The following is a 21727-nucleotide window of genomic DNA, read 5'->3' as shown; positions in this document are numbered from 1 at the left end:
GCTCCTTAGTTAACGATAATTACTTTGCTTCTTTTATCTTGGACGCTACACCGTAGCCCATGTCTTCGATGTGTTTGCCGAATTCATCGGACATGATGAAGGTGAGGAAGGCTTTGACGGCACCATCGGCTTCACCTTTGGTGTACATGTGCTCGTAACCCCATACAGGATAGCTGCGGTTATAGGTGTTTTCCAAGGTAGGTGCTACGCCGTCAATGGCAAGAGCGGTTACATTGTTTGCATTTTTCAGGTAGGGTAAGGCTACGTAACCGATAGCGCCTTCGGTGGAAGCGATGCTGTGGAGCAAGGTACCGGAGTCATCGGTTTCCAATGATTTGTTGGAGGCTTCCTCTTGGTTGTTTAGTGCAAATTCACGAAAGAGTGCGCGTGTACCGGAGGAAGCCGGACGTGTTACGAGAACGATGGTTTTGTCCGGACCGCCGACCTCTTTCCAGTTTGTAATGTTACCGGTGAAGATGCCGATGAGTTGATCCCGCGTCAAACCGGGAACGGTATCGCCGATGGCTTTATTTACAACGGGAGCAACGGTAACGACAGCTACCTTGTGATCGACGAGGGATTTGGCTTTATCCGCAGGCAATTTTGTTTCGGCAGCTACATCGGAGTTACCAATCATGACGGTACCGTCGGAGACTTGTTTGAGTCCGAGCCCGGAGCCACCGCCGTTAAGGGTAATAGATACATCGGGATGGGTCTTCTTAAACTCTGCGGCTGCATCCTTTACCAGTGGCAGTAGTGCGGAAGAGCCTGCGGCTGTAACGGTACCGCTTACTTTACCTGCGCCGCCGGATGCGGTTTCGCCTCCGCAGCCTACGAGGCCGAAAAGTATAACGCCTGTCATGGCGGCAAGACCTACACGTTTCATAGTTTTCCAAAGACCGGATGTTGTTTGCATTTGTGAATCCTCCTCTGTATGCAAGTATCTTACGAATTTGTTGTTGCCCTTAGTATAACGAAGGTTTGTAAAGAACAGCACAGAGGTTTGTAAAATGTTTGTAAAATATATGGTGGTAACTGCTATTTTATTTACAAGGGATAGCATGCTATCATATAGGGTAGAATATACATGTAGAGTGTGCAGGATAGATACGTAGTAGACTGGATAGATATTGTTAGGAGGATTCATGAATCGCTATTATCGATTTACAACAGGGTTACAGCTGGACTTGAAGGGGTTCATTTGGTTTTCCATGCTGTTTACCTTTTTTCGGTTTTTGTTTATTTGGTGGTTTAGCAGTCAGTTACCGGATGGGACAACGAATTCCGATTGGTGGTTAACGCTGTGGTATGGGTTCCGCTTGAGCTTGAAAACGGTGGGAATTATTGTGCTCGCCGGTTTCATTGGAGCTACAGTACCGGAGACGTTGTATCGCAACTGGCCGGGCGTGCGCATTCGTCACTGGATATACATGGCGGCGTCTATGGTGTTTACGATTTTATTTTTTGTGCGTCTATCCTATTATGAAATTTTTAACTCCGGCTTTAACATGATGCTCATTAATGGTATGAAGGATGACTGGTATGCTATTTTGATGACAGGTATTCATGAGTACGGTTTGTTATGGAAGTTGCCGTTGGCAATTCTTGTAGGGCTCGGGATTACGTGGTGCTGTGTTAAGTTCGTCAATAATACGACTAAAATATATCGGTATAAAGATCGGAAGGATTTGTGTAAAAAGAGTCTGATTTTGGCCGTTGTTATCAGCGTCGTTGCCGTGTTGTGTCGATTTGGCGGGGCGCTGAATTACGAAAAATCCGTCAACTGGGAAAATGCAGCTCGTCTACCTTCTAACCTATTGAATGAGGCGATCTTAGATGATGCACAAGCCTTATATCGAGTGTACAGCATAGAACGTAGACGGCAAAATGCTATGAAAATTCTCTTTTCGCGAGAAGAGCTTAAACAAAAAATTAGTCTTCTAGGGGGGGACGCGAAGGCCTCAACAATTGATGCGGCATTTTCTCATACCATTAAAGAAACTAGGCTAGCAAAACAACCGAATACAGTGGTTATGGTATTGGGAGAAAGTTATGCGTTGTGGCCATTTACAGAAAAATATAATCATCCGGGTGAGTATCTGGTAGAACAAGGTAGAGCTCTAATAGCATCTCCCAATAGTATGTATACGGATGTTATGTTAGCACAGGGAACGGGGACTATGCCGGCTGTTAATGGATTTCTTACCGGGCTAGTAGACATCGGTATGTATCCTAACTACGAAAAGGAAAGTTATCGTCATTTGTACGGAACGGGCATTGCCAATGTGATGAAGTCTTTAGGGTATAAAACAGTATTTTGGTACGGTGGTTTTGGTACTTGGCAAGATGTACGTCAGTTCAGTTTGGCCCAGGGCTTCGATGAATTTTATGATGCCGCCTCGTTACCGCAACAGGGGAGCAACGCATGGGGCGTACCGGATAAGTCACTGTTTGATGGTATCTTGGAGTATATGAAGGCACATCCGGGCGAAAAGGTATTTCATTTTGTTTTGACGATCAGCAATCATCCGCCGTATAGCATTGATTTAGGGGAAGCCGGTTTTAATCCGTTGAAGGTAAAGCTTAACGATACGGATACTATCGAACGAACCCGTGACACGATGCGCGAGATGGGACATATGTGGTATGCGGATCATACTATGGGCGTTTTCGTTAAAGCCGTAGAGGGCATTGATGCGAATGCTTTGTTTGTCATTACCGGTGACCATGCGGAACGATTTACGTTTGCTAAAGAGGTAGATATAAAAACACAGTCCGGTATTCCGGCTATTTTCTACGGACAAGGGATTAAAAAGGAATGGTTGGCGCCAGACAGTTACGGCACGGCGATCCAGATTATTCCTACCTTGGCCGAGTTGGTAGGTCGCAAGGGGCAAACCTATGAAAGCTTACTGCCCAGTCTATTCGATCCGATGCCGTTTGCTTTCAATCATCGGTTATGGATTGACCGCACGGGATTGTATGATAAGCAACGGGATATGCCGGATTCCTATAAGGCAATAGTAAGTGCATATCGGGATATTAGCTTATGGCGCGTATTGCGAGGCAATCAGTTATAAGGTGTTGAGCAGAAAATAAATTATTAATTATTAATTACCAAGTAGAGATAGGAAAGGATGACATAAACTATGGGGAAACGAAAACTGGCTGTACCTGTCGCAAAGGGTCAGACGTATACGGTGCCGATTCACGGCATGGGAAGCAACGGCGAGGGCATTGGTTGCGTTGAAGGCTTTACCGTATTCGTTCCCTTTGCGTTACCCGGCGAAACAGTACAGGCTAAGGTAGATGTGGTGAAGAAAAATTATGCTACGGCAACGATTGAAACGATTGAGGTGGCTTCGCCGCATCGCATTGAGCCACGGTGCTCGGTGTACGGTACTTGCGGAGGCTGTCAGCTGCAGCATGTAAGTTATGAAGAGCAGTTAGCATTGAAAACACAAAAGGTAAAGGATGTCATCGAACGCATTGCCGGCGATGATCCGAATTTGGTGCGGCCGGCCTTGGGACCGGCGAATCCGTGGCAGTATCGCAATAAGATGCAAATGCCCGTAGGGAGTTCTAACGGTGAGCTGGCCATGGGATTTTACGCACGCGGATCGCACGATATCGTAACATATGTAGATTGTCATATCCAATCGGAAGTGAATAATGAAATGGCGAAGGTATGCTATTCCATTATGAAGGACACTGGCATTGCGCCGTATGATGAAGTGCGTGAAACGGGCGTAGTACGCCACATCATCGGTCGTGTTGCCAACGAAGGTAAAGAGAATGAAGAGTGGATGCTCATTATTGTGGCAGCCACAAAACAGTTGCCGAAGCAGGATACTTGGGTCACTCGTTTGACGGAGGCTTTTCCAAAACTAAAATCCATCGTTTTAAATTACAATCCAAAGAAAACCAATGTTATCATGGGGCGCAAGAATACATTGCTTTGGGGAAACGAATATATCAACGATAGTATTGAAGAATTAGATTTCCGCTTGTCGGCACATTCCTTTTTCCAAGTCAATCCGCGACAGACCGAAGTGTTATACGATGAAGCGTTGCGATTTGCGGCGCTTACCGGTGAAGAAACCGTTATTGACGCTTATTGCGGTACCGGCACGATTTCATTGTGCTTGGCACGGCAGGCAAAGGAAGTCATTGGGATTGAAATTGTGGAACCGGCCATTATTGATGCACGGGCGAATGCAAAACGCAATGGCTTTACCAATGCAACGTTTATGGTAGCCGATGCAGCAGAGGCTATGCCTACTCTCTACAAGGACGGTGTGCGACCGGATGTTATTGTCTTTGATCCTATCCGTGCCGGCTGTAAAGAGCCGGTGCTGTACGCAGCAGCGGCGATGGCACCGAAGCGCATCGTGTACGTGTCCTGCAATCCTGCCTCAATGGCAAGGGATATTGCTATTCTGAAAGAAAAAGGCTATCGGTTGGAAGCAGTGCAACCGGTGGATATGTTTCCGATGACTGCGCATGTGGAGGCGGTATGTTTGATGTCTAGGAAAGAGAAATAAATAGCGAAAAGTAGCGTATTTACGGGCTTTTTTGAGATTAGTAGGTAGCTCATGAAAGTCCGTAATTCTTATATTGAAACATATCTACTGTAAAAACGGTCATAGGGTTTAGGCTGTGGATTAGATGTCGTGGGTTGTGGCACTAGGATAGATGTTATCTAGGGTGCGAACTCAATTTGAGTGAGTGATTTAGATGTTGTCTATATTTCCGGATTGAGACTTATGGCATTTCATGTTGTGGGTTCACTCGATGGGTATCGTGAAATAAAAGAAAAAGGATCAATGAACTTACAAGCTGTACTTTCTGAAGAGACTACCTTAAAGAAGCTACTTGAAAGGGCAGGTGTCACATTTGACATTCCAAATAAGCTGTAAAGGGAATAGTTATGACATCGATTATGAAAAATACAGAAACCATCATTTCTTGACAGGGCTAGATGAAAAATTAGACCGTGTTGCTCATCGAGTTTATTATGATTTTTGTGTTAATGGATTCATGGCTAATGATAATGTATACAATTACGGTACAAACATTCATGAAAGACCTGAATTCCTAATGACGCTCGGAGAAGTATTTCCTCAAGCACAAAAAGTTGAAAGTTTCTGGAGAAGTAAAGCTAAGAGCTATAGAGTCGACTTCTTTGTGACTGTTGACCAAGTTCATAGATTCAATTTTGAACTTGATGAATATAGAGACCCTCCTTATGAAGACTGGGATGAGCTTGATGATGAGATGAAACTAAAAAAATGGATGTTATCACATGTTATTGATAGAGCACATGATGATTTGGGCATGACAACCTTATATATAAAAGATGATGTAACAATTCCGGCAAATCAAATCATTTCTGTAATAGAAATATAGCTATAAAGAGTGGTGTATTCACAGAAAAAAAGGTACATTTAAAAATAGTTCGATATATTGACAAGTATGAATGCATCTAATAGAATAAGTGTAGATTTACAGGAAGGAGTGGATACTATGAGTTATAAAGAAGATGTTCGTATGATTAAGGCATTGGCAGATGAAAACAGACTTCGTATTTTGGAATGTCTGCATCATGGCGAAAAATGTGCCTGCGTTATACTTGAAGAGTTATCCATTACCCAATCGACTCTTTCTCATCATATGAAATTGCTTTGCGACTGTGGACTTGTCGATTCTAGAAAAGATGGGCGATGGATGCACTACTCAATTTCAGAGGAAGGGAAAAATCGTTTTAAGGATATGTTTTCTCATTATCTTGAAACCACTGATTCAGATGGTGGATGCAGCTGCGATAAGTGCGAATAATATATTTTAGGCAATCATCTAAGATTGCCTTTCTCTTAAACGCATACATTGATATGTGTAAATATATAAAACTATCAGGAGGTTAAATATGCAATTTTTGAGTACAATTTGGATATTCATACAAGATCAAATTTTAGGAATGAAATGGCTTAGTTCATTGATTGGTAAGTTCTTATACGCTATTGGTTTTGATATATCCGGGAAGATTGGAGGCAGTGTTCAGTTTTTTATCTATGATGTGATAAAAATTGTTTTCTTGCTTTGTGTACTGATTTTTATCATCAGTTACATCCAGAGTTTCTTTCCACCAGAAAGAACTAAGAAGATACTTGGAAGATTTCATGGAATCGGTGCAAACATCATAGCTGCATTATTAGGAACCGTTACACCGTTTTGCTCTTGTTCATCCATCCCACTATTCATTGGATTTACGAGTGCTGGATTGCCATTGGGTGTTACATTCAGTTTCTTAATTTCTTCTCCAATGGTTGATCTTGGGTCGTTAGTCTTATTGATGAGTATCTTTGGAGCAAAAGTAGCAGTGATTTATGTGGTACTAGGTTTAGTTATTGCAGTTGCAGGAGGAACACTTATCGAAAAACTTCACCTTGAAAATCAGGTAGAAGAATTTATAAGAAATGCAAAGCAAATCGATATTCCACAGGAAGAACTAGCGGTTAAAGACAGAATAAAATATGCGTGGGAGCAGGTTGTTGAAACATTTAAAAAAGTCTTCCCATATATTCTTGTTGGTGTTGGAATAGGAGCCTTTATTCACAACTGGATACCAGAGGATATTATAGTGAGATTTCTTGGCACTGGTAATCCATTTGGTGTCATTATTGCCACAATTGTGGGGGTTCCGATGTATGCAGATATCTTTGGATGTATTCCTATTGCAGAAGCACTGCTTGCTAAAGGTGCAAGATTGGGCGTTGTGTTGTCATTTATGATGGGAGTAACCACACTGTCTCTTCCATCCATGATTATGCTGAAAAAGGCAATCAAACCAAAACTCTTAGGTCTGTTCATTGGAATCTGTACCATAGGAATTATTATTGTTGGTTATGTGTTTAATGCATTTCAATATTTACTTATTTAACAGAAGGAGAAGATTATGTCATTATTTGGATCAGGAAAGAAAAAAGAAGAAGTTAAGGTAGGGCCTGCTTGTGCCTGCAATGGAAAAGTAGCTACTTATGAAGCATCATCATGTTGCGGTGGCGGTCAACAAGTAGAAAACTGTTGTGGTGGAGATAACAAGCTTGCAAGCATTAAGGTGCTTGGTGCTGGGTGTAAAAGCTGTCATGAGCAGTATGAAAATGTTAAAAAGGCCATTGAAGAACTAGGGTTAGGCATTGAAGTAGAATATATCACAGATATGGAAAAAGTTATGACTTATGGTGTTATGAGTATGCCTGCAATTGTAGTCAATGAGAATGTTGTGTCAATGGGTAAAGTATTAAAGAGCGCTGAAGTAATTAAGCTGATTGGAAAGCTGGGGTTTTAATGGTAGAGAAAAAGAATGAAGGAATTAATTTTTTCCAAAAATATCTGACAATCTGGGTATTTATATGTATGGTAGTAGGAGTAATCATTGGTAAGTTATTACCGGCCATACCAAATGCACTTGGTAATCTTGAAATATCTGGGATTTCGATTCCGATTGCAATACTTATCTGGATTATGATTTATCCGATGATGCTTAAAGTGGATTTTCAGAGTATTAAACAAGTGGGAAAGAATCCTAAAGGGCTTTTCATTACATGGATTACGAATTGGCTTATAAAACCATTTACCATGTATGGAATTGCATCATTGTTCTTGTTTACAGTATTTAAAGGATTTATTGCACCAGAACTTGCTACGCAGTATCTTGCAGGAGCAGTGCTTCTTGGAGCAGCGCCATGTACAGCAATGGTATTTGTATGGAGTACTCTTACAAAAGGAAATCCTGCATATACTGTGGTACAGGTGGCAACCAACGACTTAATTATACTGATTGCATTTGTGCCAATTGTAAAGTTTTTACTTGGAGTATCAAATGTATCAGTACCCTACGGAACATTGTTTTTCAGTGTAATTCTTTTTGTGGTGATTCCACTTGTTGGGGGTGTATTAACAAGAATAGTTGTAGTTAAAAATAAAGGTATAGAGTATTTTGAAAATATTTTTGTTCATAAGTTTGATAATGCAACCACAGTTGGTTTACTACTTACTTTGGTTTTAATATTCGCCTCACAAACAGAAGTTATCTTATCAAATCCTTTGCACATAGTGCTGATAGCAGTGCCGCTTACGGTTCAGACAGTGCTTATTTTCTTTATTGCTTATGTAACGTCAAAGATATTTGGAATGTCACATGACATAGCAGCACCGGCAGGAATGATAGGGGCATCAAACTTCTTTGAGTTAGCTGTAGCCGTAGCTATTGCATTATTTGGTACAACGAGTCCGGCTGCACTTGCAACAACAGTAGGTGTATTAACAGAAGTTCCGGTTATGCTTGCACTTGTAAAGGTGGCAAATAGTACAAGAGGATGGTTTAAGAAATGATAGATGGAAGAAAAAAGGTAGCATTTATCTGTGTTCACAATTCCTGTAGAAGTCAGATTGCCGAGGCACTTGGAAAACATCTAGCATCTGATGTGTTTGAAAGCTATTCTGCCGGGACAAAAACAAAGCCACAAATCAATCAGGATGCTGTTCGTATAATGAAGGAACTCTATGGAATTGATATGGAAGCAAATGGTCAACACAGCAAGTTAATTACAGATATTCCAGACGTAGACATCTCAATTTCAATGGGGTGTAATGTTGGATGTCCTTTTATCGGCAGACCTTTTGATGATAACTGGGGACTAGATGACCCTACAGGAAAAGATGATATGGATTTTATTAAAGTAATCCGTGAAATTGAAGAAAGAATTATTAAATTGAAGAATAGTTTATAATCATTAGCACCTTGCAGCAATGCAGGGTGTTTTTTTCGTTCATAGAAAATTTACAAAGTGTAATTGTGTCAGGATTGAAAATATCAACCATTTGGTTTATAATGCAACAAATTGAGGTGAGTTTTAGACATGGAGGATAACGATGAAGACATCCGATATGATTAAAGAATTATGTAATAAAAAGAATATAAGCGTTTCGGAACTTGCCAGACGGATAGGTCAGACTCCACAGAACTTTGGTAAGAAACTGAAACGAGATACAGTTACTCTTGAGGAGTTAAAGCAGATAGCTGATGTGATGGAGGTTACTTTTGAACAGTCATTTGTCTTTCCTAATGGAGAACAGATAAAAACAAGTAACGAATAGGCGGTGAGTAGCATGGATACTGTGGATTTGATTATGATTATCTGAGTTTACAACTAGCTTTCTATTTAGCAAGTTGGGAATGTATCGTGGCTCATCATTTTTGCTACAAAAGGATTGGTGCTGATTGACAGTTGGGAAAATCAAGAGAGCATTGACTTTCACCATCAATCACCCATGATGAATAAGATTGCGGAGTTAAGAGATAAATATAATCTTCACATGAAAGTAGAGCGATATCGGTCAGAAGATACGATTCCTGATATTGATCAAAAATATATAAGAAATTGACAACTTCCAGTTTGTAGAGATGACATTAAAAATGAAGTTTAAGGAACAGAGCTTTACCCTGTTTGCCTATACAAATTATAGGGCAATTCAAGGTTATCACAGGCTCAAAACCCTAGATTTTAAGGGGAAAGGTCCGTTCCACCATTTCCTTGTACAATAGGGGTTGAGTATGTTTTTCGTTGAACAACCGAGCCATGTGGAGGCAGTTTCAAAGCTTGTTCGGGTGGAGTAACCATGGGCCTCTGATCGCAATGTGAAATTATAAAATATTACTATAAGGTAAACATATTGATTTTTAATATATAAAGAAACGGTCGCAACTTGTGAAGTGCGACCGTTTCTTCAATCATAATATCTTTGAGGTACGAGCTTGGGATTTGCAGAATGCTTTTGTATCTCGTTTTTATTTATATTATGTAGGACGCAAGGTATTTTATTAAACTATTACCAGGTTTTGAAGGTAAAGAAGGACGGTTAAATAATTGACTGAGATATTTGACCGTGATACATTCATAGTGATTACTCAATAAAATAATTAAATGTACAGGATGGTTAACGTTGTATATTGGGGCGTGCTTTTCAATTATGGAAGCAAGTAATTATAAAAAGGAGGGCTCTGATTGAAAAAGAAAAAAGATACAATTACTGTCCGGTCCAGTGCGGCAGAATATTTAACGTATGTTGCCTCTATCGGTGACCAGACGGATAGTATTGAGATGCGATACGAGGATGAAAATATATGGTTGACGCAAAAGATGATGGCTACGTTGTATGATGTGGATGTTCGTACTATCAATGAGCATATTAAAAAGATTTATTTTGATTCGGAACTTGAGGAAGATTCAACTATCCGGAATTTCCGGATAGTTCAAACCGAAGGTTCCCGTCAGGTAACTCGTGATACAAAGCATTATAATCTTCAAATGATTATTGCTGTAGGCTTTAAGGTTAATTCTGAGCGTGCGGTACAGTTCAGGAAATGGGTGAATCAGATTGCAAAGGATTATACCATCAAAGGTTGGGCTATAGATAATGAGCGCTTGAAAAATAGTGGTACTGTGCTTACTGTAGAATATTTCGATCATTTACTTGAGCAGATTAGAGAAATTCGTTTGTCCGAGCGTAGATTTTATCAGAAGATAACAGATATCTATGCTACAGCGCTTGATTATGACCGCACAGCAAAAACAACAAAGCAGTTTTTTGCAAAGGTTCAAAATAAGATGCATTATGCAGTTCATGGTCATACAGCCGCAGAGCTGATTTATGAGCGAGCAGATGCAGACAAGCCACACATGGGACTGACTACTTGGGCAGCAGCACCGGAAGGTAAGATTGTAAAAAGCGATGTGAGCATTGCTAAGAATTATCTTTCAGAGAAAGAAATGCGTTCATTAGAGCGTATCGTATCTGCATATCTGGATTTGGCAGAGGATCGTGCAGAACGTCATATTCCGATGACAATGGAGGATTGGGCAAAACGACTGGATCTATTCTTGATGGCAGATGACAGAGAGGTTCTTCGAGATGCAGGAAAAATCACTGCTGAGATTGCTAAAGCAAAGGCTGAAACTGAATTTGAGAAATATCGTGTTATCCAAGATAGATTATTTGTATCTGACTTTGATAGGTACATGCTGGAACTGGAAGAGAATGCAAAAAAATAAACCGCCTAAGGCGGTATGTGATGTAACGAAATACAAGAGTGTAGAGAGTTTGTCTTTTTAGTTGCCATCTCATTTAGTTGAAGTATTGTGAGATGATTAAGATAAAATAACAAAATGTGCAATTAAGTGTAATTTAGTAGTTAGAGGTGACAAGATGAGTAATAAGATTACTGGAAAGGAATATCCTTTGCTCAAAATATTTAGTTCAGATTTCGAGTATCATATTCCTACATATCAAAGACCTTATGCTTGGGGTGTAGAACAGGCAGGAACATTGTTTGATGATCTTTATGATTTTTTTCAGTCCGAGAAGTCTGATAACTATTTTTTAGGAAGTATTGTCTTGATTAAGGATGATGAAAAATCTTATGCTAGTGTCATTGATGGACAGCAGCGCCTTACGACATTATCCATAGTATTGGCTGTGCTTGCATCATGTTTTGAAGATAGTAATCTAAAAACAATTTGTATGGGATATCTGCGAGAAGAAGGAAATAAGATCGCTGGCATTAAGGCACAGCCGCGTTTATTTTTACGTGATAGAGATCAAGAATTTTTTAATGTGTATATTCAGAATGTTCAGTTAGATAAACTTGGTAACATCGATGCTGCTACTCTTTTAACGGAATCACAAAAACATATCAAAGAAAATGCACGTATACTGGTAGAGAAGTTTAGGGATGTTTTTCGTAATGATGATGAGTTGTTAGAATTTAGTCAATTTTTATTGAATAGATGCTATTTAATTGCTGTTTCTACAGCGAATGAGGAATCTGCATTTCGCATATTCTCAGTAATGAATAGTCGCGGACTTGATTTAATGCCAACGGACATTGTAAAATCTGAAATTATTGGTAAATTGCCCGAGTCAGAACAAGAAGTATATACACAAAAATGGGAAGATATGGAGACTCTGACAGGAAGAGAAGGCTTTAATGAAATTTTTACCCATACCAGGACTATTTTTGTAAAAGAGAGACCTAAGAGAAATTTGTTGGATGAATTTAGGGAACAGGTAGTAAGAGTTACTACGCCTAAATCGTTAATAGATGATTATTTGGCTCCCTATACTCATGTGTATTATCAGTTAAGGAATAGCTCTTATTCCTCTACTAAGCATGCAGATAAAATTAACTTACTTCTTCGCTGGTTGAATAAGACTAATAATTACGATTGGATGCCACCGGCAATTAAATTTATAGCGGAGCATCAAAATGACTCGGAGTATACTCTTTGGTTTATTCAGAAGTTAGAGCGTCTAGCCTCTTATTTGCTTGTAACGGGAAAAGATGTGAATCATCGAATGGACCGTTATAAGTGGGTGCTGGTTGAGATGGATAGTAGACCCAATAGTTCTTTGTCTGAGCCACTTACAAATATCGAGCTGACCGAATGGGAGAAGGAACAGTTTTTACAGGCTTTGAACGGGGAAATTTACACAATGACAGCTCAACGTCGGAATTATATTATTCAACGTCTTGACTCATTTGTGAGTGCTGGTGGGGCTTTGTATGATTCTAAAATATTTACAATTGAACATGTTCTTCCTCAGCATCCAGCGGCAGGCAGTGAGTGGATGATGTTGTGGCCGAATAAGGAAACACAGGCATTTTGGCTTAATCGAATTGCAAATCTAGTGCCTTTAACAAGACAGAGAAATTCAGCAGCGCAAAATTATGATTTTGGTACAAAGAAATATAAGTATTTTCAGACGAAGAGTGGTGTAAGTGCCTTTGCTCTAACTACTCAAGTGATAAATATTGTTTCGTGGACACCGGAGATTGTAGACAAGAGACAAAAGGATCTTATGGAAGTTTTTAAAGAAGCGTGGGACCTTGAGCCTGCTGAAAATGCTGTTGAAAATGCTAATTATATACTTGCTGGCCGTGGAGCTAATGCAACTGGATATCCGGGCGATGGAGATGAATTTATTGTTTTAGCAGGAAGTAAAATTGCTCCTAGTATCACAGAAAAATTTCAGACCAATTATTTAAGGCAAAGAGAGAATCTAATAGCTGCGGGTATTATTAAAGAAAATCGGTTTACCCAGAATTATACCTTTACAAGCACATCAGCTGCAGCGGCAGTTATCCTGGGAAGGTCGGCTAACGGTCGTAGAGAATGGATGACATTAGATGGAAGATCAATTTCTCAGACAGGACATTGACCATTTAATATGTCCTATTCTTCAACCGCAGTTGCAACCAATAGCACAATGGCAACAGATAGAGGTAAGCCGCGTAAGGAAGGTATCCTGTCATGGATACGCCTAGCATGACGGTGGGCACTAAGGCGGCGATATTCCAGGGGAGCAGTGGCGCGATAACGATAGCAGAGTTTTCTAAATCCATCATAAGTTGTTGATTAGAACTATGATGAGTGCTATCTGTATTAGGATTAGGCTGTTCGTGAGATGTATCGCTTGTATCGGCGGCTGACTCGGCAAGGGAGAGCGTATTGTATGCGGTCCTGGTTAAGAAATAGTTCATTACGATGGCTACTGATTGGTTGGCCCCGATGCCGGCGGTAGCCAAGGCGGTTAGGCATTGGGCGGCAAATAGTGAAGAGCAGTGTTGACAACGATGGTATAGGGATTGAAGTTGTTCCAGTTGGCCGCTTTCTTCCAGCAATGTAGATAAAGCGCAGGCAGCGGTAATGACAATGGCCGGAGGAATCATGGTAATAATGCCGCCTCCCTTAAAAATGGTATACAAGGGGTGCGAAGGGTCCGGAAGATGAAAGCCCATCATTGTCTGATAGAGTAGTTGGGATAATGGTTGATGCTGGACAGTGTAGGCTAAGATAAAAGCAATAACGGCACTGATCAGCATGGCCATACGCACTTTGACTTTACATAGAACCAAGAAAATAATGGTTACAGCTGGCAAGAGAAGCCATGGTGAAATGACGAAGGTAGAGGCGATGTAAGTGGCCAAGGCTGTATCGGTTGTTTCTAAGGGATAACGCCACGAGAAAAGTCCATAAAATATACAGGACAGGACGAGTGCCGGTAACGCTGTGCGGAACATGGGGCCTACATTATCGGGGACGGTTGTTTTGGTCAAGGTGGCGACCAAGGCCGCACTGGATGACATGGGGGAGGCTCTATCACCTACATAGGCACCGGCGATAATGGCACCGGCTGTTATATCGAGCGGGACATGTCCCAGACGTGCTAAAAGTATCAGCGGTAAGCCGATGGTGCCGGCTGTTCCCAATGAGCTGCCGATGAGATAGCTGACGGCAGACGGCAATATAAAGCAAGACAGCAGGAAAAGGGAAGGTACAATGCTTTCCAAACTGTAGATGACAATTGTCGGCAATGTGCCGGATGCTTGCCATAAGGCGGTGATGGCACCGATGAAAAGAAAAATCTGGAGTACTAGCATAGTAGAGGAAATGCCATGCCAAGACATAATACATAAGCGGCGAAGGGGATAATCCTTACCCCATAATGCCAAGGCTACCAGTAACCAACCGATGACCAAGGGATAGCCGATGAAGGTACCGGTGTACAGTGCCCCTAACAAACCTAGTACAGTGATAAAAAGTGCAAGCGGTACCGACCATGCCGTATGTGTTCTTGCCATATGTATCCCACCTTTCTCTTATGAGCTTATTATAACAAATTCGTATTGTTCCGTATAAGAGAGAACTACAGCTATAAAAGGCATATGGCTTTATAAGAGAAAGTATGTTAGAATACAGGCAAAGTAGTGGGTACAGTGATGTCATCAAGGCGTTTTTTATGTAAGAAAGTGTGAATAGACTATGTTAAATCGAATAGAATTTCTAGATATCTACGATGATCCTCATGATCCTAAATCTTTGGAAATTATAGAAGCTTTTTTAGAAGAATGTGACCGGATTCTTTCTTCTGATGCAGAGGAAAGGCCCAAAGAATATGAAAAGGTAAATATACAAAAATAGACCCTGAAAAATATGAACTGACCCCAAATATGTCTAACATTTGGGGTTCAGTTCAATATAAGGGTCTATTTTTATGCCCATTTTTAGGAGGTGATTCAATGACGATGTACTATGGACTTTTTATGTGTTCAATTTCATTTTATAATTAATCAGATAGAATGAAGATAAAATCGAAGGTAGAAAATCTATGCTATAATATAACAAATTATGTATTGCCGGTTCCTTGCATGTAAATTCAAAGGGACAGGGTAGAAAAAGGAGAGATAGTATGAAGGTACGCAGCGTAGGTATTATCGGTGCCGGTAATGTAGGATCCCATGTGGGCTTTGCATTGGCTTCGCAAGGGGAAGCCGATGAAATTTTATTATGTGATATAAAGAAAGAAAAGGCGACAGCGGAAGCGCAGGATTTAAATGATGCCTGCAGCTTTTTGCCGCATAAAATTCGAGCTCGTGCGGTGGAGGCTACGGAGATGGGCGACTGTGATGTAGTCTTTATTGCAGCGGGACCGCTACCGACGGTAGAACAGGATAGACTGGATACCTTGGATGTAACATTAGACTGCTTGGAAGAGGTATTGCCCAAATTAAAAGCATCGGGTTTTAAGGGGTTCATCATATCTATTTCAAATCCGGCGGATGTGATTGCTGCCTTTGTGCAGCGATATATGGAGCTTCCGGCTAATCGTGTCATCTCCAGCGGTACCAGTCTCGACACCGCACGCTTTCAGCATATGCTCAGCAAAGTATTGGGTGTTCATAATTTAGACATGAATGCATGGGTTATGGGTGAACATGGCAGTTCTTCAATGATTCCTTGGTCGGCGGTGGCCATTGCCGGTAAGTCTTTGGATATTTTGCAAAGCGAACAGCCGGATGTGTATCCGTCCTTTGATCGTGCAGCGATGTTGGAAGCGGTAAAGGATCGCGGTGCTGTTGTGCAAGCCGGTAAATCGTGTACGGAGTTTGGCGTTTCTACTTGTGCCGTTCGTATTTGGCGCGCCATTGTACATGATGAAAAGCGTGTGTTGCCGGTGGCGTGTATGTTACAGGGTGAATACGAAAAGAACGGTGGTTATGCATCGGTACCGACGGTTCTCGGTAAAAACGGGGTAGAGCGTATTATTGAAATTCCTATGAACGAAGATGAACGCCGTGCCTTTGATAAAGCGTATGATGTGATTTTAGCGTATACAGAGAGAGCTTGGCGACGCCATATAGGTAAATAGTGTTGGTAGGGAGATGATGGTATGCCCGGTAAATACGGAATTCCTATTAGTGAGATGGCGAAACTTCATGGGTTGCAGCGGTCTACCTTGTTGTATTATGACTCCATTGGTTTATTCAAGCCGGTATTTACCGATGACAACGGATATCGGTACTATAGCCATCAGCAAATCCCGGTACTTCGGGAAATATGCTTCTTAAAATCATTAGGGGTCGGCTTAAAAGAAATTGAATTACATATTAAGAGTCGAGATCCTTTGCGGGAAATGGAATTATTGCGGCAGCAGGCTAAGCAGTTGGAAGAGTTAAAGCGAGGAATTGAACGTAAGCAGCTGGCTCTGCAACAGCGGCTGTATATTTATACTGAAGCCGTATCGGCAGCAGGTAAAGAAAGCAGTGAGCCGTTTCTGCGGACATATCAGGATCGACGGATTATTTTTGCACCGTTTTCTATGAATGATGATGGTGTTTTGCGCCGTGAGGATATTCATCTTAGCTTTATGACATTGTGGCGTGAAATGTATGCGTATGAATTCATGCCGGCGTACAGTTTCGGAACTATATATAAAAAGGAGCAATTATCGACAGATCAGCCTCTATTGGGAGCCGGCAGTTATTTGCGTATCCCAAATGATGGTGGTCATTTTGAAGGTCGTGACAGAATTATACCGGCCGGCCGCTATGCTTGTTATTATAAAATCGGAACGCCTGATGACACGACTCATTTGAAAAAGCTTTTGCAATGGGTAGCTGATGAGGGGCATACCGTAATCGGTGATGCGGTAGATACCTGCTTTTTGGATTCCACCTTTGGTGATCCCGAAGAAGGTAAGGCATTTTCCATGGTACAGGTTCCTGTAGAGATGAAATAACGACTAGTGTAGTCCTTTATTACAATAAAGTATGCGTATAATCTATAATTTGAATAGGAAATGAACGAAAGAGTATTGACTGTAAAGTTACTTTATAGTTTATACTCTTTCTTGTAATACAAAATGTCTACTGACAATTGTCATATGACTTTTGGGTTTATTTGAAAATAAAGGAGAGATTACTATGTTAGCTATCTTAATACTGATTCAGCAGATGTTAGAAGATTTTGCTCAGAAGATGATGTAAAGGACGAATAGTGTTATGAGTTTAGAGTATGTGGTTAGGCCCCGTATGTTGGGGGTACAAGTCAGGTCTTGCGAATGACATTGTACCCCCAACATACGGGGCCTTCTCATATAGTGGAGGAGGCAGAAGCCCCCTCTATACACGGGGCTTCTTATATGATGTGGAAGGATGAGGCGTTGTACCCCCAACATACGGGGCCTTTTCATATAGGGGAGGAGGCAGAATCCCCCTCTATACACGGGGCTTCTTATATATAATAGTGGCATAGATATTGCTTTGTGGGTATACTAGTATGTAGAAACTAATATGTGGAATAAGGCCAAAGAGGCTAGGTTATAGGAGGTATGGAAATTTTATGGAGAAGGTGATATGGGTCGCCTTAGGAGGTGGTCTTGGTGCGGCATTGCGCTACGGTATTACGGAGCTGGCCAATGCGCATGGGGGAAATCTGTTTCCCTATGGCACTATATTGGCAAATGGTATCGGTTCGTTTTTGATTGGACTGTTGTTTGTATTGTTTGTGAATCATACCGAACTGTCTCCATCGGTAAAGCTATTCTTCGTGACCGGCATCTTGGGAGGGTTCACAACATTTTCAACGTATAATATGGAGTTGTTAACATTACTGCGTACCGGTAGCGTACTGGCGGCTGCTGTTTACTTCGGATGTAATGTAGTTGGTGGCTTGCTTTTATGTTGGTTAGGTTATGCGTTGGGGAATGCACTATTTTAGTCTGAGGCTGTATGAAAAATAGCTATTGCAGGATAGGTTTTTATAGAGCTTGATGTATGAAACAGGATGCCGCCTCTAGGCAGTGTTTGTTATGTGATAGTGAAAAGGAGAGAGAGATGTCAGTTGAAAAAGTGAGAACCTATTTAGAAACGTTACGGTTAGATGATCGAATTATTGTATTGGAAAAATCCAGTGCTACCGTGGATGAAGCTGCGGTTGCCGTTGGATGTGAAGGTAAACAGATTGCCAAGACGCTGACTTTTCTTACCGATAACGGTGCCATTGCCATTGTAGCTGCCGGTGATACAAAGATAGACAATAAAAAATATAAAGCACGTTTTCACACCAAGGCAAGGATGATACCCGGCGATGAAGTGGAAAGCTATATCGGATATGCGCCGGGTGGTGTATGTCCGTTTGCTATTGTTGAAGGTGTGCCGGTATATATGGATGTATCATTACAACGCTTTGCTATTGTGTATCCTGCCGCCGGTGATGATCATAGTGCGGTTCGACTTACCGTAGATGAGTTATGGCAAGCAGCGAAGGCAGTGGATTGGGTTGATGTATGTAAACATTGGGAATGACATCGTAGGATGCAGCGATGAAGAAACGCAAGGAGTGAGAAGAATGAATGCAATGATTAACGAATTAAAAGAGCGCCGTAGTATTCGTTCGTTTAAGGCAGATGCGGTACCGCAAGAAGTATTGGATCAAATTATTGAAGCCGGCTTATATGCGGCAAGCTCGATGGGCAAACAAAATACGATTATTGTGCAGGTAGCAAACGAAGAGATGCGACGCACGATTTCTAGTATGAATCGCGAGATTGGCGGATGGCCGGAGTCCTTCGATCCTTTTTATGGTGCACCGGCTATGCTGATTGTATTGGGGAAAAAGGAAAACAGTAATCGCGTGCAGGATGGCAGCTTGGTCATGGCTAACCTCATGCAAGCAGCCCATGCATTGGGTCTTGGTAGTTGTTGGATTCATCGTGCAAAGGAAGAATTTGCTACGGACTGGGGTAAAGCGGTATTGGCTGCGTTAGGCATTACTGAGGAGTATGAAGGTATTGCTCACTGTGCGATTGGATATATAGAGGGGGATATACCGGCACCGGCTCCTCGTAAAGAGCATCGCGTGTATCGGATTGATTGAAGACCTATTTGGGAGATAACTTAGAATTAGCAGATAAAGATGTATTACGTCGCGTTGGTGTTGATGCTGGTAACCGGTTGCGGAAGTGGTAACGGAGGAGCGACGGAGGCTACCGGCACTACGGCAACAACAATGACTCCACAAGGTAAAGCGTTGGTTGTGTATTATTCTTGGTCCGGACATACCAAGGAAATGGCGGAGGCTATTCAAGCAAATACAGGGGCCGACATATATCGTATTGAACCAAAAGAACCGTACACCAATGATTATGATACGTTGGTGCGCTTGGCCAAAGAAGAGCGTAGCGAAGGTAAACGTCCGGCAATGGCAAAAGCAGCTCCCGATTTACAAGGCTATGATACAGTATATTTAGGGTTTCCTAATTGGTGGGGTGATATGTCAATGCTGTTATACACTTTCTTAGATTCGGTTGATTTGTCCGGTAAGAAAGTAGTTGTTTTTGCACCAGCGGGGGTAGTGGTTTCTCGGATACTGTCAATACAATTAAGCGGTTGGAACCGAATGCAACGGTTGTCGAAGGCCTTCATGTGAGGGATAATGCGATTGATTCTGTATCGGGAGCGGTCTCTACTTGGCTAGGCAAGAGCAATAAATAAAAGGAGGTACCTTCATGAAGCGATTCTGGCTGGCAATGAGTATGGTAGTTCTCGGTGTGGCAGCCTTGGCATATGTATATCTTCCGCCGTTGTGGCACGAATGGTTAGGTATTATATCAAATAGTACTTAATGTTTTGTTGATCATAAGTTTTTCCGTAACTATGGTGACGGGGATATTGTTATCTAAGTATCTGTTTGTGGACATAGTTCCTTACACATGGCATAGAGCGTTGTGGGTTTATGAATGGCATACGGCAGCTGATTTGCCCGGCGAAGGCTACGCCTTGGTAGTCGTAACTATGATAGGACTGTATGCGCTTATTGGGTATTGGTTAGGCAATCGTATAGTAAAAAATAAAAGTCCGTATTTAAAAACTCATTTGCCATAGGCTTGCCTTGTGTGCTAGAATAGGGACAGCATTGCGAACGATGTATATATTTGATGAATCGGTTCGCAGCGAAGACAATTGGAGTCGTGCTTAGTGATAGTCTAACAATAACTGTTCGTTACGATACATAGTGTTGTGAATAGTAACGTTGGACCTCGAGCAACGATAGCAAGTATGGCGATGATAAAATCGGCGCTTGAAAGTATTGCTTTCAGAGAGCAGGGATAAGGTGTGAGCCCTGTAGCAATCATCGAGAATGCCTTTCCTTTTGGAGCCGTGAATTGAAATTACAGTAGGTTCACCGTTCGGCCACGTTACGGCTTTGAGAGTACTAATTAGGGTGGTACCGCGAGTTCAGACCTTCGCCCCTTGTCCGGGCGGAGGTCTATTTCTATTAGGAGGTTAGACGCATGAAGGAACAGTTGGACGCATTGCAAGCGGAAGCGCTGGCAAAGATTTCCGGTTGTACATCATTGCAGGAATTGCAGGATGTACGCGTTGCTTATTTGGGTAAGAAAGGGGCCGTTACGGCATTACTCAAAGGGCTTGGTAAGTTAGATAAGGAAGAACGCCCGAAAATGGGGGCTATGGTAAACACGGTACGTGAAGCGTTAGAAGCTGAGCTTTCTAACGTACAGGCGGGATTGGAAGCAAAAGCACTGCAGGCTCGTCTCGACAGTGAACGCATCGATATTACCTTGCCCGGTCGCACGCGTCGCCAAGGTCATTTGCATCCGTTGACGAAGGTTAATGAAATGATTGAAAGTTTCTTTATGAAAATGGGCTACACCGTAGCGGAAGGTCCGGAAATCGAAAGCGATTATTATAACTTTGAATGTTTGAATTTGCCTGCCGATCATCCGGCACGAGATATGCAGGATTCTTTTTACATTACGGATTCTGTGTTGCTTCGCACCCATACGTCGCCGGTACAGGCACGCACATTGCAGAGTCATGAACCGAATTCTCCGGTGCGCATGATTGCTCCTGGTAAGGTATATCGCTGGGATTATGATGCTACACATTCGCCGGTATTCCACCAGGTAGAAGGGCTTGTAGTAGATAAGGGAATTACGTTTGCCGACTTGAAAGGAACGCTGGAATTATTCCTTCGTCATATTTTCGGCAATGATACGAAGGTACGGTTTCGTACCAGCTTCTTCCCCTTCACGGAACCGAGTGCGGAAGTAGATATTTCTTGTTGCATGTGCGGTGGCGAAGGTTGCCGGATGTGTTCGCACACAGGGTGGCTTGAAATCCTTGGATGCGGCATGGTACATCCGAATGTGCTCCGCCTGAACGGCTATGATCCCGATAAGGTAAGCGGCTTTGCCTTTGGTATGGGGGTGGAACGTATTGCCATGCTTCTTTATGGCATTAACGATTTACGCTTGTTCTATGAAGATGATATGCGATTCTTAAAGCAGTTCTAGGAGGTAA

The 21727-nt window shown here is 41.9% G+C and carries 21 protein-coding genes; 19 read left to right on the top strand and 2 right to left on the bottom strand.

Going from position 1 to position 21727, the window contains the following annotated elements; all coding sequences use genetic code 11:
• Window positions 1-19 precede the first annotated feature (19 nt).
• The gene (locus tag G344_RS0110065; protein WP_028256101.1) at window positions 20-916 is read right to left on the bottom strand and encodes a phosphate ABC transporter substrate-binding protein; all 897 of its coding nucleotides are present in this window, start codon (window positions 914-916) and stop codon (window positions 20-22) included.
• Window positions 917-1145: 229 nt separating this feature from the next.
• On the opposite strand from G344_RS0110065, the gene G344_RS0110060 reads away from it, so the two are divergent.
• The 11 genes from G344_RS0110060 (at window position 1146) to G344_RS0110010 (ending at window position 13281) form a co-directional block, all read left to right on the top strand.
• Window positions 1146-3080 carry an LTA synthase family protein gene (locus G344_RS0110060; RefSeq protein WP_028256100.1) on the top strand — a complete coding sequence of 645 codons (1935 nt, stop codon included), beginning with the start codon at window positions 1146-1148 and terminating at the stop codon, window positions 3078-3080.
• Window positions 3081-3149: 69 nt separating this feature from the next.
• On the top strand, window positions 3150-4544 hold the full coding sequence (rlmD, locus tag G344_RS11305) for a 23S rRNA (uracil(1939)-C(5))-methyltransferase RlmD (RefSeq protein ID WP_038155327.1): 1395 nt from the start codon (window positions 3150-3152) through the stop codon (window positions 4542-4544).
• A 352-nt stretch (window positions 4545-4896) separates the two neighbouring features.
• Window positions 4897-5409, top strand: coding sequence for a hypothetical protein (locus G344_RS0110050; protein ID WP_211219568.1), 513 nt, complete (start codon window positions 4897-4899; stop codon window positions 5407-5409).
• 117 nt (window positions 5410-5526) lie between these two features.
• Window positions 5527-5838: an ArsR/SmtB family transcription factor gene (locus tag G344_RS11300; RefSeq protein ID WP_038155325.1), complete on the top strand. Its 312-nt coding sequence runs from the start codon at window positions 5527-5529 to the stop codon at window positions 5836-5838.
• An 88-nt stretch (window positions 5839-5926) separates the two neighbouring features.
• Window positions 5927-6940 (top strand): permease, encoded by a 1014-nt coding sequence (locus G344_RS0110040; protein WP_028256098.1) that lies wholly within the window; start codon window positions 5927-5929, stop codon window positions 6938-6940.
• A gap of 15 nt (window positions 6941-6955) precedes the next feature.
• A complete protein-coding gene (locus G344_RS0110035) occupies window positions 6956-7348 on the top strand; it encodes a thioredoxin family protein (protein ID WP_028256097.1) in 393 nt (130 codons plus the stop codon).
• On the top strand, window positions 7348-8394 hold the full coding sequence (gene arsB / locus G344_RS0110030) for an ACR3 family arsenite efflux transporter (RefSeq protein WP_028256096.1): 1047 nt from the start codon (window positions 7348-7350) through the stop codon (window positions 8392-8394). The genes G344_RS0110035 and arsB overlap by 1 nt, the downstream gene beginning before the upstream one ends.
• Window positions 8391-8792, top strand: a complete 402-nt coding sequence (locus G344_RS0110025) for an arsenate reductase ArsC (protein WP_028256095.1) — start codon at window positions 8391-8393, stop codon at window positions 8790-8792. The genes arsB and G344_RS0110025 overlap by 4 nt, the downstream gene beginning before the upstream one ends.
• A gap of 142 nt (window positions 8793-8934) precedes the next feature.
• Window positions 8935-9159 carry a helix-turn-helix domain-containing protein gene (locus G344_RS0110020; protein ID WP_028256094.1) on the top strand — a complete coding sequence of 75 codons (225 nt, stop codon included), beginning with the start codon at window positions 8935-8937 and terminating at the stop codon, window positions 9157-9159.
• Window positions 9160-10067: 908 nt separating this feature from the next.
• Window positions 10068-11114: a virulence RhuM family protein gene (locus G344_RS0110015; RefSeq protein ID WP_028256093.1), complete on the top strand. Its 1047-nt coding sequence runs from the start codon at window positions 10068-10070 to the stop codon at window positions 11112-11114.
• Window positions 11115-11268: 154 nt separating this feature from the next.
• Window positions 11269-13281: a DUF4357 domain-containing protein gene (locus G344_RS0110010; protein ID WP_028256092.1), complete on the top strand. Its 2013-nt coding sequence runs from the start codon at window positions 11269-11271 to the stop codon at window positions 13279-13281.
• 4 nt (window positions 13282-13285) lie between these two features.
• Here G344_RS0110010 and G344_RS0110005 read toward each other — a convergent pair whose 3' ends face one another.
• A complete protein-coding gene (locus G344_RS0110005) occupies window positions 13286-14704 on the bottom strand; it encodes a Na+/H+ antiporter NhaC family protein (protein WP_028256091.1) in 1419 nt (472 codons plus the stop codon).
• A gap of 608 nt (window positions 14705-15312) precedes the next feature.
• Here G344_RS0110005 and G344_RS0109995 point away from each other — a divergent pair.
• The 8 genes from G344_RS0109995 (at window position 15313) to pheS (ending at window position 21720) form a co-directional block, all read left to right on the top strand.
• Entirely contained in the window at window positions 15313-16272 is a 960-nt protein-coding gene (locus G344_RS0109995) for a lactate/malate family dehydrogenase (RefSeq protein WP_028256090.1), read from the top strand.
• A 21-nt stretch (window positions 16273-16293) separates the two neighbouring features.
• Complete coding sequence (locus tag G344_RS0109990; RefSeq protein ID WP_028256089.1) at window positions 16294-17142, top strand: MerR family transcriptional regulator; 849 nt, start codon at window positions 16294-16296, stop codon at window positions 17140-17142.
• Between the two features lie 602 nt (window positions 17143-17744).
• Window positions 17745-18122, top strand: a complete 378-nt coding sequence (gene crcB, locus G344_RS0109985) for a fluoride efflux transporter CrcB (protein WP_028256088.1) — start codon at window positions 17745-17747, stop codon at window positions 18120-18122.
• 116 nt (window positions 18123-18238) lie between these two features.
• Window positions 18239-18709, top strand: a complete 471-nt coding sequence (locus tag G344_RS0109980; protein WP_028256087.1) for a YbaK/EbsC family protein — start codon at window positions 18239-18241, stop codon at window positions 18707-18709.
• A 43-nt stretch (window positions 18710-18752) separates the two neighbouring features.
• The gene (locus tag G344_RS0109975) at window positions 18753-19280 is read left to right on the top strand and encodes a nitroreductase family protein (RefSeq protein ID WP_028256086.1); all 528 of its coding nucleotides are present in this window, start codon (window positions 18753-18755) and stop codon (window positions 19278-19280) included.
• Window positions 19281-19319: 39 nt separating this feature from the next.
• Window positions 19320-19832: a flavodoxin gene (locus G344_RS11295; RefSeq protein WP_051245907.1), complete on the top strand. Its 513-nt coding sequence runs from the start codon at window positions 19320-19322 to the stop codon at window positions 19830-19832.
• Window positions 19833-20074: 242 nt separating this feature from the next.
• Window positions 20075-20287 carry a hypothetical protein gene (locus tag G344_RS11965; RefSeq protein ID WP_211219567.1) on the top strand — a complete coding sequence of 71 codons (213 nt, stop codon included), beginning with the start codon at window positions 20075-20077 and terminating at the stop codon, window positions 20285-20287.
• 410 nt (window positions 20288-20697) lie between these two features.
• Window positions 20698-21720 carry a phenylalanine--tRNA ligase subunit alpha gene (gene pheS / locus G344_RS0109960; protein ID WP_028256085.1) on the top strand — a complete coding sequence of 341 codons (1023 nt, stop codon included), beginning with the start codon at window positions 20698-20700 and terminating at the stop codon, window positions 21718-21720.
• Window positions 21721-21727: the final 7 nt, after the last annotated feature.

The organism is Veillonella magna DSM 19857 (genome assembly GCF_000428745.1).
GTDB classification, from domain to species: domain Bacteria; phylum Bacillota; class Negativicutes; order Veillonellales; family Veillonellaceae; genus Veillonella_A; species Veillonella_A magna.
The sequence above is the reverse complement of the archived record's forward strand: the minus strand, read 5'-3'. Positions and strand labels throughout refer to the sequence as shown.

Bases quoted from the DNA above. Each gene is read 5' to 3' on its own strand.
- G344_RS0110065 (WP_028256101.1), bottom strand. From the start codon at position 916: ATGCAAACAACATCCGGTCTTTGGAAAACTATGAAACGTGTAGGTCTT.
- G344_RS0110060 (WP_028256100.1), top strand. From the start codon at position 1,146: ATGAATCGCTATTATCGATTTACAACAGGGTTACAGCTGGACTTGAAG.
- rlmD (WP_038155327.1), top strand. From the start codon at position 3,150: ATGGGGAAACGAAAACTGGCTGTACCTGTCGCAAAGGGTCAGACGTAT.
- G344_RS11300 (WP_038155325.1), top strand. From the start codon at position 5,527: ATGAGTTATAAAGAAGATGTTCGTATGATTAAGGCATTGGCAGATGAA.
- G344_RS0110040 (WP_028256098.1), top strand. From the start codon at position 5,927: ATGCAATTTTTGAGTACAATTTGGATATTCATACAAGATCAAATTTTA.
- G344_RS0110035 (WP_028256097.1), top strand. From the start codon at position 6,956: ATGTCATTATTTGGATCAGGAAAGAAAAAAGAAGAAGTTAAGGTAGGG.
- arsB (WP_028256096.1), top strand. From the start codon at position 7,348: ATGGTAGAGAAAAAGAATGAAGGAATTAATTTTTTCCAAAAATATCTG.
- G344_RS0110025 (WP_028256095.1), top strand. From the start codon at position 8,391: ATGATAGATGGAAGAAAAAAGGTAGCATTTATCTGTGTTCACAATTCC.
- G344_RS0110020 (WP_028256094.1), top strand. From the start codon at position 8,935: ATGAAGACATCCGATATGATTAAAGAATTATGTAATAAAAAGAATATA.
- G344_RS0110010 (WP_028256092.1), top strand. From the start codon at position 11,269: ATGAGTAATAAGATTACTGGAAAGGAATATCCTTTGCTCAAAATATTT.
- G344_RS0110005 (WP_028256091.1), bottom strand. From the start codon at position 14,704: ATGGCAAGAACACATACGGCATGGTCGGTACCGCTTGCACTTTTTATC.
- G344_RS0109995 (WP_028256090.1), top strand. From the start codon at position 15,313: ATGAAGGTACGCAGCGTAGGTATTATCGGTGCCGGTAATGTAGGATCC.
- G344_RS0109990 (WP_028256089.1), top strand. From the start codon at position 16,294: ATGCCCGGTAAATACGGAATTCCTATTAGTGAGATGGCGAAACTTCAT.
- crcB (WP_028256088.1), top strand. From the start codon at position 17,745: ATGGAGAAGGTGATATGGGTCGCCTTAGGAGGTGGTCTTGGTGCGGCA.
- G344_RS0109980 (WP_028256087.1), top strand. From the start codon at position 18,239: ATGTCAGTTGAAAAAGTGAGAACCTATTTAGAAACGTTACGGTTAGAT.
- G344_RS0109975 (WP_028256086.1), top strand. From the start codon at position 18,753: ATGAATGCAATGATTAACGAATTAAAAGAGCGCCGTAGTATTCGTTCG.
- G344_RS11295 (WP_051245907.1), top strand. From the start codon at position 19,320: ATGTATTACGTCGCGTTGGTGTTGATGCTGGTAACCGGTTGCGGAAGT.
- pheS (WP_028256085.1), top strand. From the start codon at position 20,698: ATGAAGGAACAGTTGGACGCATTGCAAGCGGAAGCGCTGGCAAAGATT.